The sequence below is a fragment of the Klebsiella sp. CN_Kp066 genome (genome assembly GCF_040065135.1).
Classification (GTDB): Bacteria; Pseudomonadota; Gammaproteobacteria; order Enterobacterales; family Enterobacteriaceae; genus Klebsiella; species Klebsiella oxytoca.
The window spans coordinates 76,279-91,579 of the sequence record NZ_JBEAIU010000040.1 but is presented as its reverse complement, the minus strand read 5'-3'; the positions used below and the strand labels follow the sequence as shown (position 1 = coordinate 91,579).

Here is a 15,301-nt window from a genome sequence, read left to right as displayed (position 1 = left end):
AATAAAAAGAAAGATTATGCAGAGATAAAATATAATTCTGTAATTGTGATCCTTGACGAAATTTGTTAGCAATTACTGCCCTTTTTTGGCGCAGCGCGTTCCAGAATGGTGCACACATTTGTGCAAACAGGCTACCAACCGCTGCAATTGGCAGAATAAAGCGCCTTTGCGCAGCCAGCCCGGCGAATTTCTGCTACCATCCCTGCACTATTCACCTTGCACAGTGGCAGCGACTATGAAATTTGTCTCTTTTAATATCAACGGCCTGCGTGCCCGCCCGCATCAGCTGGCCGCCATCATCGACAAACACCAACCCGACGTCATCGGCCTCCAGGAAACCAAAGTTCACGACGATATGTTTCCTCTCGAAGAGGTGGCAAAGCTGGGCTATAACGTCTTTTATCACGGGCAGAAAGGCCATTACGGCGTCGCGCTGCTGACCAAAGAGACGCCGATCTCGGTGCGCCGCGGCTTCCCCAACGATGGTGAAGAGGCCCAGCGCCGCATTATCATGGCGGAAATCCCGTCTCCGTTTGGCAACGTGACGGTAATCAACGGCTATTTCCCGCAGGGCGAAAGCCGGGATCATGAAACCAAATTCCCGGCGAAAGCGGCCTTTTATCAGAATCTGCAGAACTACCTTGATACCGAACTGAATAAAGAGAATCCGGTGCTGATTATGGGCGATATGAACATCAGCCCTACCGATCTTGATATCGGCATCGGCGAAGAGAATCGCAAGCGCTGGCTGCGTACCGGCAAATGTTCATTCCTGCCGGAAGAGCGCGAATGGATGGAGCGCCTGCTGGGCTGGGGCCTGGTGGATACGTACCGCCATGCGAACCCGCAGGACAACGAACATTTCTCATGGTTCGACTATCGCTCTAAGGGCTTTGACGATAACCGCGGGCTGCGTATCGACCTGCTGCTGGCCAGCCACCCGCTGGCGCAGCGCTGTATCGAGACCGGCATCGACTACGAAATTCGCGGCATGGAAAAACCCTCCGACCATGCCCCGGTATGGGCCACCTTTAAAGTCTGATGATGCCCTCTGTCAGGCTCTCCCGCCCGGAGAGCCTGAGCCATATCAAAAAAGCCGCCGTAATAGATTGTGAACGTCGGCAAACTATTATACTGTCGCGCGCACTTTTGACCGCCCGCGTAAGACAGGAGAACCCAATGCAAAAGAAGCCGTCATAAAGCAGAGTATAAGCTGCTTTCTGTTGTGGTCATCCTGAGCATTTTTGCCTGTATTATCCAGCAGTCGGGTTTTGCCGAGCTGGTCACTCATTTCCACCATCTGCGCGAAATGATCCGCCAAAGCGGTGGCTTCGGGTATGCGCTCTATATCTTGCTGTTTATTATCGCTACCCTGTTTTTGATTCCGGGCAGTGCGCTGGTCATTGCCGGCGGTGTACTTTTTGGCCCGCTGACGGGAACCTTGCTATCGCTGCTGGCGGCGACGGTCGCCTCCTCCCTGTCGTTCCTGCTCGCCCGTTGGCTGGGCCGCGAGCTGCTGCTTAAATACTTCGGAGAGACGGCGATATTCCAGGCAATTGAAAGAGGCATTGAGCGTAGCGGCTGCGATTTTTTAATTCTGACCCGGTTAGTCCCGCTGTTTCCCTATAATATCCAGAATTACGCCTATGGCCTCACGGCTATTTCATTCTGGTCGTTTACCTTTATTTCCGCCATAACCACCTTGCCCGGCATATTTATTTATACGCTGATGGCCAGCGAACTTATCCGCGACGGTATCACCTCCCTTTTTGTGCTAAAGCTAACGCTTGCCGGGCTGGTGTTATTTGTCCTGATTCAGGCAGCCAAAAGATATGCCCGCTATCGGCGGATCGACACGCAACGGTGGCGAATCAACGATGAAAAATAGCCAGGCGATCTACCGGATAATCATTGGCACTACGCTGCTGGCGGGGCTGCTGGCATGGTGGCTGATCCCCGGCGTCAATGGGTTTATGCAGCGCAGCCTCGCCGCCTTTGCCACGCTCGATCAGCTGGCTATTGAGCGTTTTATCGACTCCTGGGGGCCGCAGGCGGCTCTGGTCTCCTTTGCGCTGATGATTCTGCAGGCGATTATCGCCCCGCTTCCCGCTTTTCTCATCACCTTCGCTAACGCTTCCCTGTTCGGCGCCTTCTGGGGCGGCGCGCTATCGTGGGTGAGCGCCATGGCCGGGGCGGCGCTGTGTTTTTTCATCGCCAGAGTATTTGGCCGCGAAGCGGTGGAAAAGCTGACCGGCAAAAGCGTATTGCAGAGTATGGATGGCTTTTTTACCCGCTACGGTAAACACACCATCCTGGTTTGCCGCCTGCTGCCCTTTGTACCTTTTGATCCGGTAAGTTACGCGGCCGGACTGACCTCAATACGCTTTCGCCATTTTATGCTGGCTACCGGTCTGGGCCAGTTGCCCGCCACGATAGTCTACTCGTGGACCGGCAGCCTGCTGACGGGCGGTACATTCTGGCTGGTAACCGGTTTATCGATCCTGTTTGCGCTGGCGATCCTGGTGGTCGTCGCGAAAGCACTCTATCTTGAACAACAAAAGAGGCGTTCACGATGAGCTTACCCCCCCTGAAGTCAATTCCCCTGATTCTGCGCCCGCAGGCCTGGCTGCATCGCCGCCACTACGGCGAGGTGCTGAGCCCTATTCGCTGGTGGGGCCGCATTCCGCTGGTCTTTTATCTGGTGTCGATGTTCGTCGGTTATCTGGAACGCAAACGCTCGCCCCTCGAGCCGGTGCTGCGTTCGCTGGTCAGCGCCCGCATCGCGCAGCTGTGTTTGTGCAAGTTTTGTATTGATATCACCAGCATGAAGCTGGCGGAGCGCAGCGGCGGCAGCGATAAACTCCTGGCTGTAGCCGGATGGCGAGATAGCGCGCTATTCAGCGAACGCGAGCGGCTGGCGCTGGAGTATGCCGAAGCGGCCAGCATGACGCCTCCGGCCGTCGACGACGCGCTGCGCGATAAGCTGGCGGGACAGTTTGATGCTCAAGCGCTGACCGAACTCACGGCGCTGATCGGGTTACAAAACCTGTCAGCGCGCTTTAATTCGGCGATGGCGATCCCCGCCCAGGGGTTATGCCCGCTTCCCACCGATTCGAAACCATAAGGAGTGGTTATGCGTAGTTTGTTGGTCTTCGCTTTGCTGTTGCTTTCTCCGCTGTCCGCCAGCGCCAACTGGCAATCCACGCAACAAGAGGCTCGCGGCCAGACGGTGTGGTTTAACGCCTGGGGCGGCGATCCGGCGGTTAACCGCTATCTCGACTGGGTCAGCGAAGAGGTGAAGCGCGACTATGCCATCGATCTGCGCATCGTGCATATCGCCGATGCCGCCGACGCGGTAAAGCGCATTCAAAGCGAAGCCCGCGCCGGACGCAGTTCTGGCGGTTCTATCGACCTGCTGTGGGTTAACGGCGAGAATTTCCGCACCCTGAAAAGCGCAAATCTGCTGCAAACCCAGTGGGCGGAAACCCTGCCCAACTGGCGCTTTGTCGATACGCAAAAGTCGGTGCGCGAAGATTTCTCCATTCCTACCGACGGGGCGGAGTCGCCGTGGGGCGGCGCGCAGCTCACTTTTATCGCCCGCCGTTCGCAAACGCCCGACGCGCCCAACGATCCGCAGGGGCTGCTGGCTTTCGCCGCCGCGCACCCCGGTAGCGTTACCTATCCGCGGCCGCCGGATTTTACCGGTACCGCCTTTCTCGAACAGCTGCTGCTGACGCTGACCCCAGATCCTGACGCCCTGCGTCAGCCGCCGCAAGAGGCCAACTTCGCCGCCGCGACCGCGCCGCTGTGGCAATACCTTGACCAGCTTCACCCTCTGCTATGGCGCGAGGGCCGCGACTTCCCGGCTTCGCCCGCCCGTATGGATACCATGCTGACGAACGGTGTCCTCAGGCTGTCAATCACCTTCAACCCGCTGCACGCGCAGCAAAAAGCGGCCAGCGGCGAGCTGCCGAAAGACAGCTACGGCTTCGGTTTTAGCCAGGGGATGCTCGGCAACGTCCACTTTGTGGCGATCCCGACTAACGCCCGCGCGACGGCAGGGGCGAAAGTTGTCGCCAATTTCCTGCTCTCACCGCAGGCGCAGCTGCGCAAGGCCGACCCGGCGGTGTGGGGCGACCCCAGCGTGCTGGATCCGGCGAAGTTAACGGCAGATGAGCGCCAGTCCTTCAACGCCGTTGTGCCGCAGGATTTGCCGCCAATGCTGGGAGAACCGCACTCGGCCTGGGTAGAAGCGCTGGAGCAGGAATGGCTGCGCCGCTACGGCACGCACTAAGGCTGCTGGCCTGGGCCGCCGTCGCGCTGATCTATCTCCCGCTGCTGCCGGCCGTTTCTATGATGACGCTTCCGGCGCTGCGCCTGACGCTTTGGCAGTCGCTGGTTGCCGATCCGCAGTTCTGGCAGGCGCTGGCGGCGACTCTCGTCTCAACCCTGCTCTCGGTTGGCGGCGCGCTGATCATCACGCTCTCGGTTGTTGCCGCACTCTGGCCATCAAGCGGTTGGCGCCGGCTGGCAGCCAGGCTGCCGCTGCTGCTGGCGGTACCCCATGTCGCCTTCGCTACCGCCGCCCTGCTGCTATTTGCTGAAGGCGGCTGGCTCTCTCGCCTGCTGCCCTTTTTCATTCCGCCAGTTGACCGCTACGGCATTGGCCTGGGTCTGACGATGGCGGTCAAAGAGAGCGCATTTCTGTTGTGGGTGGTTTACGGCCTGTTAGGTGAGAAACGGCTGGCGGGACAGGCTACGGTATTAAAAAGCCTCGGCTATGGCCGCTGGCAGTGCCTGAAGTGGCTAGTGTTACCTGCACTGCTGCCAGCGCTGGCGATCGCGCTACTGGCGACCGCCGCCTGGAGCCTTTCGGCGGTTGATGTCGCGCTGGTAATTGGGCCGGGCAACCCGCCGACGCTGGCGGTGCTGGCCTGGCAATGGTTGAGCCAGGGCGATGAACAACAGCAGGCCAAAGGGGCCCTTGCCAGCCTGGTATTACTGCTGACGCTCGTCATGATGGCGCTGCTGGCATGGGGAGCCTGGCGCGTCTGGCGGCGGCGGATCCCACCGGTTCAGGGGATCCGCCGCCCGCAGCCGCGGGCGCTCGTCGGGAAAAGCTTCGCGATTCTCCTGCCGCTGTGTGGCGCGCTCTGCGCGCTGCTGCTGGCGGCGACGGCGCAGAGTCGTGCTCCGCTCGGCGATAGCATCGGCAACAGTCTGTGGCTCGGTTTCTGCTCTGCGCTTCTCGGCGCGGTCGTTTGCCTGCTGTGGCTGGAGCTTGGCCCTTCCCGCTTCGGCGGCTGGATCTGGCTGCCGCTAATTTTACCGGCGCTGCCGCTGGTGGACGGGCAATACCAGCTGGCGCTGTATACGTGGCAGGACGGCGAGTGGCTTACCGTTTTATGGGGCCATCTGCTATGGGTGGTACCATGGATGCTGTTTATTCTGCATCCCGCGCGTCGCGCGGCCGATCCGCGCGCGGAGTTGGTTGCCCGAACCCTCGGCTGGCATCAGGGGCGTATCTTCTGGCTGGTCACCTTACCTGCCCTGACGCGTCCGCTGCTGACGGCGCTGGCGGTGGGCTTTTCGGTAAGCATTGCGCAATATCTACCGACGTTATGGCTGGGAGGCGGGCGGATCCCAACGCTGACCAGCGAAGCCGTGGCGCTGAGCAGCGGCGGCGATATCGCCACCCTCGCCGCGCAGGCGCTGTGGCAGTTGCTGCTACCGGCGATGTTCTTTGCTCTCACCGCTCTGCTGGCCTGGCCGATTGGCCGCTATCGACAAGGATTACGCTAATGTTGATCGTCAAAAACCTGACTCTCAGACTCAACGGACAGCCGCTGCTGCGCGACGTCGATTTTTCGGTCGCAGCGGGCGAGATATTGACGTTGATGGGCCCCTCCGGCAGCGGCAAATCGACGCTGTTCGCCTGGATGGTGGGCGCGCTGGCGGAAGATTTCCGCGCCGCAGGGGAGCTGTGGCTGGATAACCAGCGCTGCGACAGTTTACCCACCGAGCGGCGGCGTATCGGCATCCTGTTCCAGGACGCGCTGCTGTTTGACCACTTCAGCGTCGGACAAAATCTGCGGCTGGCGCTGCCCGCTGACGTCCAACGTTCCCAGCGAAAACCGCAGGTAGAACAGGCGCTGGAGCGCGCCGGTCTGGAGGGTTTCTACAGCCGCGATCCGGCCACCCTTTCCGGCGGCCAGCGGGCGCGGGTCAGCCTGATGCGCGCCCTGCTAGCCCGACCGCGGGCGCTGCTGCTTGATGAGCCCTTTAATCGACTTGACGTTGAGCTGCGCGCCGATTTTCGCCGCTGGGTATTCGACGAACTGGCGCGGCTGGCCATTCCGGCGCTGCTGGTGACGCACGATCGCCAGGACTCTCCCGTCGGCGGGCGCTGTTTGCATATGAGCCAGTGGCAATGAAAGCCTGCGCTATCGCAAGGATTTTTCCGCTGAGAACGCCGAGAATTGCCGCTCATTTTTCTACTGTCGGGCATTTCGATGAAACGTGTTTCTCAATTGACCGCACTCGCCCTCCTGATGGGGCTTGCTGCTTCCACCTCCGCCGCTGAATCCATGCCAACGCTAACGCTCTCCACGCTGCAACAGCAGAACGGCGTCGCTATTGATACGCGTCTCAGCGCTTTCTATAACGGCTGGCCGCAAAGCGCTAACGGTCCTCAGGGTCATGAACCGCAGGCGCTTAACCTGTCAGCCAGCTGGCTTGGCGCGATGAACGACGAACAGCTGAGCGCCTGGGCTAAGCTGCACAATCTGCAGACCTCTACGCCAATTGCGCTATACGGCAACGCCGACGACAACGCGAAAGTCGCGGCGCGCCTTCAGGCTGCTGGTTTCACTCATCTCAGCTCCCTCGGCGATGCCCTGAGCCAGGCAGGTCGCCTGCAAAAGCTGCCGCATTTTGAACAGCTGGTATATCCGCAGTGGCTGCACGACCTCCAGCGCGGCGAGCCGGTTACCGCCGCGCCTGCCGGTGAATGGAAAGTTTTTGAAGCCGCCTGGGGCGCGCCGAAGTTTTATCTGCTGAGCCATATTCCGGGCGCCGGTTATATCGACACTAACGAGGTGGAGAGCGAACCGCTATGGAATAAAGTGTCCGACGCGCAGCTTAAAGCGATGCTGGCAAAACACGGCATTCGCCATGACACCACGGTAATTTTGTACGGTCGCGACGTGTATGCCGCCGCCCGCGTGGCGCAGATTATGCTCTACGCCGGCGTGAAGGATGTGCGCCTGCTCGACGGCGGCTGGAAGACCTGGTCCGATGCCGGTCTGCCGGTTGAGCGCGGAACGCCGCCAGAACAGAAACCTGAACCGGATTTTGGCGCCCCCATCCCGGGCCAGCCGCAGCTGATGCTCAATACCGAGCAGGCTCGCGCCCTGCTGCATCGTCAGGATGCTTCGCTGGTCAGCATCCGTTCCTGGCCGGAGTTTATCGGTACCACCAGCGGCTACAGCTATATCAAGCCGAAGGGCGAAATTGCCGGGGCTCGCTGGGGTCATGCCGGAAGCGATTCCACCCATATGGAGGATTTCCATAATCCGGACGGCACCATGCGTAGCGCTGATGATATCGCCGCGATGTGGAAATCATGGAATATTCTGCCGAGCCAGCAGGTCTCTTTTTACTGCGGCACCGGATGGCGCGCCTCAGAAACGTTTATGTACGCCAGGGCGATGGGCTGGAACAACGTCTCGGTCTACGACGGCGGCTGGTACGAGTGGAGCAGCGATCCGAAAAATCCGATTGCGACTGGCGATCGCAAGCCGGAGTGATATCGCGGCTTTGATGCCGGGCGATGGATTTGCCCGGCACGTTAATGATAAAGGACGATGAAATTGACCATTAATACCGAGTATATCGAAAATCTCATTCTGACATTTATGGTGGGTTTGCCCATTGTGGCTACTGTCGCCGTTGCATGGCAAACCTGGCATAAACACAAATCCGATCCCGATACTTTCGGCAAACACTGGCGCGTATGGCGCAATGCGATCCTGACACTAATTCTCAGCGCTGGGGTGGGTTTTGGCCTGGTTCTGGCCAGCCTTACAAACTAATTCACTCCTGATTCGCCGTACCACCAAGGCTGTTATTTTTTGGGTGGCGCTGATTTTTTCTTAGACTCAGGCACCTGTGCCAAGGTCGTCAGAACCCGTAGTCCGGGCAAGGCGCGTTAAGCGCCGCCCCCGGGAGCAAAGCGCAGCGTAGCTGAATTTCCCGGAGGCGATACTGCGCATCTGTCCGGGCTACCGGACTGCAGACGGCACTGAACCTGTAGCCCGGGCAAGGCGCGTTAAGCGCCGTCCCCGGGAGCAAAGCGCAGAGTGCAGAGTTTCCCGGAGGCGATGCGGCGTATCTGTCCGGGCTACCGGCCCGCAGACGGCGGTGAACCCGTAGCCCGGGCAAGGCGCGTTAAGCGCCGCCCCCGGGAGCCGCGCGCAGAGTGACAGAGTTTCCCGGAGGCGATGCTGCGCATCTGTCCGGGCTACCGGACTGCAGACAACGGTGAACCCGTAGTCCGGGCAAGGCGCGTTAAGCGCCGCCCCCGGGAGCAGAGCGCAGAGTGGCAGAGTTTCCCGGAGGCGATGCGGCGCATCTGTCCGGGTTACCGGCCCGCAGACGGCTTCGAACCCGTATGCCGGGCAAGGCGTCAGCCGCCGCCCGGCACAAAACCTGCTCATCACTCTCTTACCTGTTTCAGGGTCAGGTATCCGCTCCACACCCGCGTAAAGGTCGTCAGCCAGCACAGCGCGCCAAAAATCCACGCCAGCCAGGCAAACCACGCCGGGAACAGACAGCTCAGCACAAACAGCGCGATGGTTTCCGTCCCTTCCGTCAGTCCGCCAAGATAGTAAAACGATTTGTGGGCGTAGCCCGGATTGGCGATCTGATGCTTTGTCGCCAGCGCGGCAAAGGCGAGAAAGCTGCTGCCGGTACCGATAAACGCGAAAAGCAGCCAGCCGCCCGCCAGCGCGTTGTGAGCCGGCTCGGCCAGAATAAAGCCAAACGGCACCAGGGCGTAAAACAGAAAATCGAGGGAAATATCGAGAAAACCGCCTGCATCGGTCAACCCGCGTCGCCGGGCCAGCGCGCCGTCGAGGCCGTCCAGCAGGCGGTTAAGCACTATCGCCGCCAGCGCCGCCTGATACCAGCCCAGGGCTAAAAACGGCAGCGCCAGTACGCCAATTGCAAAGCCAAGCAGGGTCAGACCGTCGGGAGAGACGGCTGGACGATCCAGCAGAGCGGCGGTGGCGTTGAGAGCAGGTTTCAAACGCGGATGCAGATAACGATCAAGCACGAAGTTTCTCCAGCGGATTCAGGGTTGTTTGCAGAGTACCAGGGCGGTGATAATAGGCGATTCTTCAGTACAGAACGATGATTCACATGCTAAAAACTCTTGATGTTGTTGCCGCCATTATCGAACGCAACGGGCAAATTTTGCTGGCGCAGCGCCCTCCCCACGCGGATCAGCCGGGGATGTGGGAATTTGCCGGCGGTAAAGTCGAACCCGGCGAAACCCAGGCCGAGGCGCTGGCCCGCGAGCTCCGGGAAGAGCTGGAGATCGACGCCAGCCCGGGATGCTATATCGCCAGCCATCGGCGCGAAATTTCCGCTCGCCTGATTCATCTTCACGCCTGGTGGGTCCCTCATTTTAGCGGCGAACCCATCGCCCGCTATGACAGTCAGCTGCGCTGGTGTTCACCGCAGGAGGCCTTTAGCTTCAACCTTGCGCCAGCGGACATCCCCCTGCTGGAAGCCTTTATCGCCCAGCGCGCCGCTCTCCTCTCCCGCTAATTCTGTCAGGCGGCGGTCATCGTTTTTGATTATGACCCATGCCTGATTATAAATTTTGCTTTCCGAACAATTTTTCCTTGCTTACCTAACGATTCCCGGTGGTATAGTCGGAAAATCGGCTTTTTCAAGGGCCGAATCATAATAAATAGACGCAACCACAACCATAAGGGGAAATTATATCTATGGATCAGACGTGCACTCTGGAAGGTTTTCTCGCCCGCGTTCAACAGCGCGATCCAAATCAAACTGAATTTGCTCAGGCCGTCCGCGAGGTGATGACCACCCTGTGGCCCTTCCTTGAGGAAAATCCGCGCTATCGCCAGATGAATTTGCTGGAACGTCTGGTTGAACCGGAGCGTGCTATCCAGTTCCGCGTCGTTTGGGTTGATGACCGTAACCAGGTTCAGGTTAACCGCGCATGGCGCGTGCAGTTCAACTCCGCCATCGGCCCGTACAAGGGCGGTATGCGTTTTCACCCCTCCGTAAACCTGTCGATTCTGAAATTCCTTGGCTTTGAACAAACCTTCAAAAACGCCCTGACCACCCTGCCTATGGGCGGCGGTAAAGGCGGCAGCGATTTCGATCCTAAAGGCAAGAGCGACGGCGAAGTCATGCGTTTCTGCCAGGCGCTGATGACCGAACTGTATCGTCATCTGGGGCCGGATACCGACGTGCCTGCCGGTGATATCGGCGTAGGCGGTCGTGAAGTCGGCTTTATGGCCGGGATGATGCGTAAGCTCTCTAACAACAGCGCCTGCGTATTTACCGGCAAAGGTCTCTCCTTCGGCGGCAGCCTGATTCGTCCGGAAGCCACCGGCTATGGCCTGATTTACTTTACCGAAGCGATGCTTAAGCGCCATGGTTTGGGATTTGAAGGCGCTCGCGTGGCGGTTTCCGGCTCTGGCAACGTGGCGCAGTACGCCATCGAGAAAGCAATGGAGCTTGGCGCGCGGGTGATTACAGCGTCCGACTCTAACGGCACCGTCGTCGACGAGGCAGGCTTCACCAAAGAAAAACTGGCGCGCCTGATCGACATTAAAGAGCGTTGCCATGGCCGCGTAGCGGATTACGCGCGCGAGTTTGGCCTGACCTATCTGGAAGGCAAACAGCCGTGGTCCGTACCGGTGGATATCGCGCTGCCGTGCGCGACGCAGAATGAGCTGGACGTCGATGCCGCCCGTCAGTTGATCGCTAACGGCGTGAAGGCCGTAGCGGAAGGCGCCAATATGCCAACCACCATCGCTGCCACCGATCTGTTCCTTGAAGCGGGCGTACTGTTCGCGCCGGGTAAAGCCGCGAACGCCGGCGGCGTCGCCACCTCCGGCCTGGAAATGGCGCAGAACGCCGCGCGCATGGGCTGGAAAGCGGAAAAAGTGGATGCGCGTCTGCACCACATCATGCTGGATATTCACCACGCCTGCGTGCAGTACGGCGGCGAAGCGAAGCAGACCAACTACGTGCGCGGCGCCAATATCGCCGGTTTCGTGAAGGTTGCTGACGCTATGCTGGCTCAGGGTGTGATTTAAGCCAGTCATCACGCCTCAGCCAAAGAGAGTGATTCAGGCTGAGGCGTTGATTACGCTTTTATTGTTACGTCACAAACAAATAAAAGCGCTTATCCGCAATTTCAATCGTCATCCTCAAATTCAGGCGTATTCAGCCGATATTTTTGCCTATATTGACGAGCAATCTCCTCTGCTTCCGCCAGATCGCGTCCGGACATTTTGCGGCGAATTTGCTCCTGCTTTATTCTGGGATCATTGCCGCCGGATATCAGGATCCAGGCCCAGGCGATAATCGCATTCTCTTCCGTTCCAACGCCATTGGCATACATAAAGGCCACTAAATTCTGGGCGCTGGTATGTCCACGCTTCGCCGCTTTCTCGTACCAGAACAGAGACTGACTATAGTCCACCGGTACCCCGCCATGGCCGCCGAGGTAGATGGATCCCAATAGATTAAAAGCATCAACATAATGATGTCGGGATGCACAGGTCAGCCAGCGTATAGCCTCCGGCATATTCTGCGGGATATCCTCTCCGGCAAAATAGAGGAATCCGAGTTTGAATTGCGCATCGCCATAATTCTGATTTGCTGCCTGAGTTAACCAGTATAATGCTTTTGGGTAATCGGCTAAGCCGGTTTCATTGTTGCTGTATAATTGCCCGAGGTTATATTGCGCCAGCGTATTCCCCTGGCGGGCTGCCTGACTAAACCATTCCAGAGCCAGCGAATAGTTTTTATCTACCATGCGGCCTTCGTAATAGAGAGTGCCCAGACTATTTTGCGCGAACGCCAGCCCCTGCTGCGCCGCTTTGCCCAGCCAATGAAGAGCCAGCGCGCCGTCACGCAAATGCGGAGAAGCAGCATCATAGTAGAGGCGCCCGAGTTCATACCGGGCAATAGCCTTCCCCTGTTCAGCACTTTTTTGTAGCCAGACGAGAGCCTGCTGGTCATCCTGAACGGTGCCACTTCCGTTTCGATAGCACAGTCCCAACGCATACTGCGCGTCCGCATCGCCCTGTTTTGCCGCGCAGGCGTACCAGAAGAATGCGCGGATAGCGTCTTGCTCTACATCTTCTCCCAGTTCATAGAGAAGACCAAGATTGTAGCGGGACACGGCGTGCTTCAGCTCTGCCGCTTTGATATAGCTCACCACCTTTTTCGAAGTATGGTAAACACCGTCGATGCAGCCGAGAGCAGCGCAAAGTTTTTTATATCCCACCGGGTGAATCGTCTCTAACGCATAAAAGCGTTCGCTAAGCGACCAGTTGCGGAGCGTTTTCTGCGCTTTAAATGACCATTCAATCTGCTCAATCACCAGGCCCAGCAGCGCGGAAGAGAGGTCGTATTGAGCGATGTGGGTTAAGACCACCGCATCAAACCACGGTCTGTTCTCCGCATCCTGCGCATAGTTCTGATAAAGCGCCTTAAGCCGATCGCCGCTTTCGATTTCCTCGATCGCCGTCATATCGGCAAAAAACAGCGGTCCGATTTCCGCGGCAAGCAGCCGCCAGAGCGCGCATTTCTCATTAATGACGCTGCAGGCGGTCTGAAAATTGCCTCCGGAATTCAAATTCCACTTAAACTTTTCTGCCGCTGCCAACATCAGCAAAGGACGAAACACCCGGCTCAACGTTAACGCCAGATTTTCCTCAAACAGTAAGCGGGATTTCAGATCTGACCAGGCAAGCCTGGCGACAGCATCGGCCAGCTGCTTTTCAGCCTCCTGAGGCTTGCTTTCGTTCGCCATAAGCAGCTCGTCAAGCACGCTTCGCCAGCTTAGCGTGGAGCCAGGAGAGACGGGTTCTGGCTGCGGACGCGAGGCGCGGGGTAACGGAATACGCGATGGCGCAACGCCAATAGGTGCCGGTGCTCCGTGCTCTGATGTCGCCGGTTGATGCTCCACCACGTCATGCTGCGCAGGCAGAACATCATTGGTCGGCTCCCAGGAGAGCGCCTCCTCATAGGCGTGGCGCAGCCGCTGATACGCCGGGGCGTCATCCTCCGGACGGTTAATCTTTACCAGTTGCGCAAAACGACGCTTAATTTCGCGGGTTTCCGCTCCCGGCGCTAACCCTAAAACCTCCCAGCAATTCATAGCAGTCGCTCCGCGTCAATGCCGTCAAGGAGCGGATCAACCTGTTCGCGAAAACGGGCAATCCGATCGCGCTCCTGGCTTTCCAGCAGGGAGCGGAACCGCAGCGAACAGTCGCCGATCCATTCGCGTGTCTCGCCGAGGCTCAACTGATAGAGGTGATCGAGCCGCGCCATCAGCGCCAGATTTGCCTGCTCATCGCGAGGATGGATTTTCAGCGCACGGAGTTTTGCCCGCGATTGCTGGATCTGCTCTTCCGTCAACGTGCCAGGATGCTGTTCTATTAGCAGGCTACTGCGGTTGCCGGTTGAGGGCACGTGAATATCAACTTCGAGCAGTCCATTGATATCGTAGGTAAAACGCACTTCTATTTTGACTTCTCCCGCCGGTTTTGGCGGCACGGCAATAGACATTTCGGCAAGGAAGATATTGTCCTCCACCATCCGGCTCTCGCCCTGGTAGATTTTGAAATCGACGTGGGTCTGATCATCCCTGATGGTATAAAAATCCCGCATCCGGCTGCAGGGGATGCTGCGGTTGCGTTCAATAATCGGCGCAAAATAACCCGACTCCCGGGTATGGCCCAGCGATCTTGAGACATCTACGCCCAGGGTATACGGACAAACATCCGTGACGACCACATCCTCAAGTTCACGCTTGTGCATCCTGAGCGCAGCCTGAATTGCCGCGCCCTGGGCAATCACTTCATCCGGATTCAAATGCATCGCCGGCAGGCGCCCAAAGAGCTGCGTCACCAGTTTACGGATCAGCGGCATACGCGTGGTTCCGCCGACCAGGACCACCTGATCCAGCTGCGCAATATCAAGCCGCGCATCGCGAATCGCCATTTCGAGAGGCGCGCGAATGCGGGCGAAAAAAGATCCCAGCAGCAGCTGAAAATACGCTTCGGTAATCTCCCACTGATAGCATTCACCCTCGATTTCCGCGCTGAAAATTGCGGTTTCACGCAGACTCAGCACCCGCTTAACTCTTTCGGCTTCCACCCGCAGCTGCCGCTGCAGCGTGGGTTCCCGCCATTCGATCTGCTGCGGGAACTGCTGCCGAAGGCGAAACGCCTCGATCAGAATATCCACGATATCTTCGCCGCCGAGAAAGTTATCTCCGGCGCTGGCGCGGACTTCCATAATGTTGTCGAACAGTTCGAGGATTGAGACATCAAACGTGCCGCCGCCAAGATCAAAAACCAGGAACTGATGTTCATCTTCCTGGTTGTGCAGCCCATAAGCCAACGCCGCAGCGGTGGGTTCGTTGATCAGACGGCTGATGGTCAGCCCGGCCATACCGGCGGCGATTTTGGTCGCTTTACGCTGCACGTCGCTAAACCAGGCGGGAACGCTAATCACCGCCTCCGTCACCGGTTCGCCAAGGAAATTCTCGGCGTCTTCTTTTAACTGGCGCAGCACCAGTGAAGAGAGCTCTTCCGCGCGCCACGCCTGTTTTCCCAGCATCATGGTCTGAGAAGTGCCCATAATGCGTTTAAAGTTAGCCGCACAGCTGGCGGGACGTGTCAGCTGAAGATCGCGGGCCGCCTCCCCCACCAGCACCATGCCGTCATCGTCAATGCTCACCACGCTTGGCGTAAGAAATTTCCCCAGCGCATTGGGAATTAAAACGGCTTTACCCTCCTGCCATACGGCGGCCAGGCTATTTGTCGTTCCTAAATCTATTCCTATTATCATTTGCCATCCCTGTATTCATATATTGCACGCGAAGGCACAGGCTTTGCTGTGCGCAGAATTAATCCGTCGGAATCACGCCAATAATAAAATAAAGTCCTTATAAACCCGCAATCTTTAAATGGCTTTGGTGCGTTTTAAATAAATATCAGCAATAAATTAATATTAAAGAGAT

14 protein-coding genes are annotated in these 15,301 nt (G+C 58.1%); 11 read left to right on the top strand and 3 right to left on the bottom strand.

Annotated features, from left to right (window positions below):
- Positions 1 to 235: 235 nt before the first annotated feature.
- From xthA to ABLV75_RS16040, 9 genes are all read left to right on the top strand, one after another.
- Positions 236 to 1,042, top strand: a complete 807-nt coding sequence (gene xthA / locus ABLV75_RS16080) for an exodeoxyribonuclease III (RefSeq protein WP_004101319.1) — start codon at positions 236 to 238, stop codon at positions 1,040 to 1,042.
- Positions 1,043 to 1,225: 183 nt separating this feature from the next.
- Complete coding sequence (locus ABLV75_RS16075) at positions 1,226 to 1,888, top strand: TVP38/TMEM64 family protein (RefSeq protein ID WP_004101318.1); 663 nt, start codon at positions 1,226 to 1,228, stop codon at positions 1,886 to 1,888.
- The gene (locus tag ABLV75_RS16070; RefSeq protein ID WP_032704650.1) at positions 1,878 to 2,576 is read left to right on the top strand and encodes a TVP38/TMEM64 family protein; all 699 of its coding nucleotides are present in this window, start codon (positions 1,878 to 1,880) and stop codon (positions 2,574 to 2,576) included. Before ABLV75_RS16075 ends, ABLV75_RS16070 begins: the two co-directional genes overlap by 11 nt.
- Complete coding sequence (locus tag ABLV75_RS16065) at positions 2,573 to 3,124, top strand: carboxymuconolactone decarboxylase family protein (protein WP_004101314.1); 552 nt, start codon at positions 2,573 to 2,575, stop codon at positions 3,122 to 3,124. The genes ABLV75_RS16070 and ABLV75_RS16065 overlap by 4 nt, the downstream gene beginning before the upstream one ends.
- 9 nt (positions 3,125 to 3,133) lie before the next feature.
- Positions 3,134 to 4,294, top strand: coding sequence for an ABC transporter substrate-binding protein (locus ABLV75_RS16060; protein WP_348855023.1), 1,161 nt, complete (start codon positions 3,134 to 3,136; stop codon positions 4,292 to 4,294).
- Positions 4,267 to 5,802, top strand: coding sequence for an ABC transporter permease subunit (locus tag ABLV75_RS16055; RefSeq protein WP_004101311.1), 1,536 nt, complete (start codon positions 4,267 to 4,269; stop codon positions 5,800 to 5,802). Before ABLV75_RS16060 ends, ABLV75_RS16055 begins: the two co-directional genes overlap by 28 nt.
- Positions 5,802 to 6,434: an ATP-binding cassette domain-containing protein gene (locus ABLV75_RS16050; protein WP_004101309.1), complete on the top strand. Its 633-nt coding sequence runs from the start codon at positions 5,802 to 5,804 to the stop codon at positions 6,432 to 6,434. The genes ABLV75_RS16055 and ABLV75_RS16050 overlap by 1 nt, the downstream gene beginning before the upstream one ends.
- Positions 6,435 to 6,512: 78 nt before the next feature.
- Positions 6,513 to 7,808 (top strand): rhodanese-like domain-containing protein, encoded by a 1,296-nt coding sequence (locus ABLV75_RS16045; RefSeq protein WP_004101308.1) that lies wholly within the window; start codon positions 6,513 to 6,515, stop codon positions 7,806 to 7,808.
- 57 nt (positions 7,809 to 7,865) lie between these two features.
- A complete protein-coding gene (locus ABLV75_RS16040; RefSeq protein ID WP_017146085.1) occupies positions 7,866 to 8,093 on the top strand; it encodes a hypothetical protein in 228 nt (75 codons plus the stop codon).
- Positions 8,094 to 8,716: 623 nt separating this feature from the next.
- On the opposite strand, the gene ABLV75_RS16035 is transcribed toward ABLV75_RS16040, so the two are convergent.
- A complete protein-coding gene (locus ABLV75_RS16035) occupies positions 8,717 to 9,334 on the bottom strand; it encodes a CDP-alcohol phosphatidyltransferase family protein (RefSeq protein WP_004101306.1) in 618 nt (205 codons plus the stop codon).
- A gap of 86 nt (positions 9,335 to 9,420) precedes the next feature.
- On the opposite strand from ABLV75_RS16035, the gene ABLV75_RS16030 reads away from it, so the two are divergent.
- Positions 9,421 to 9,831 carry a pyrimidine (deoxy)nucleoside triphosphate diphosphatase gene (locus ABLV75_RS16030; RefSeq protein ID WP_004101305.1) on the top strand — a complete coding sequence of 137 codons (411 nt, stop codon included), beginning with the start codon at positions 9,421 to 9,423 and terminating at the stop codon, positions 9,829 to 9,831.
- A gap of 182 nt (positions 9,832 to 10,013) precedes the next feature.
- On the top strand, positions 10,014 to 11,357 hold the full coding sequence (gene gdhA / locus ABLV75_RS16025; RefSeq protein ID WP_004101304.1) for an NADP-specific glutamate dehydrogenase: 1,344 nt from the start codon (positions 10,014 to 10,016) through the stop codon (positions 11,355 to 11,357).
- Positions 11,358 to 11,458: 101 nt separating this feature from the next.
- Here the strand turns inward: gdhA and ABLV75_RS16020 are convergent, their stop codons facing one another.
- Entirely contained in the window at positions 11,459 to 13,432 is a 1,974-nt protein-coding gene (locus ABLV75_RS16020; protein ID WP_004101303.1) for a J domain-containing protein, read from the bottom strand.
- Complete coding sequence (locus ABLV75_RS16015) at positions 13,429 to 15,129, bottom strand: molecular chaperone HscC (protein ID WP_004101301.1); 1,701 nt, start codon at positions 15,127 to 15,129, stop codon at positions 13,429 to 13,431. Before ABLV75_RS16015 ends, ABLV75_RS16020 begins: the two co-directional genes overlap by 4 nt.
- Positions 15,130 to 15,301 lie beyond the last annotated feature (172 nt).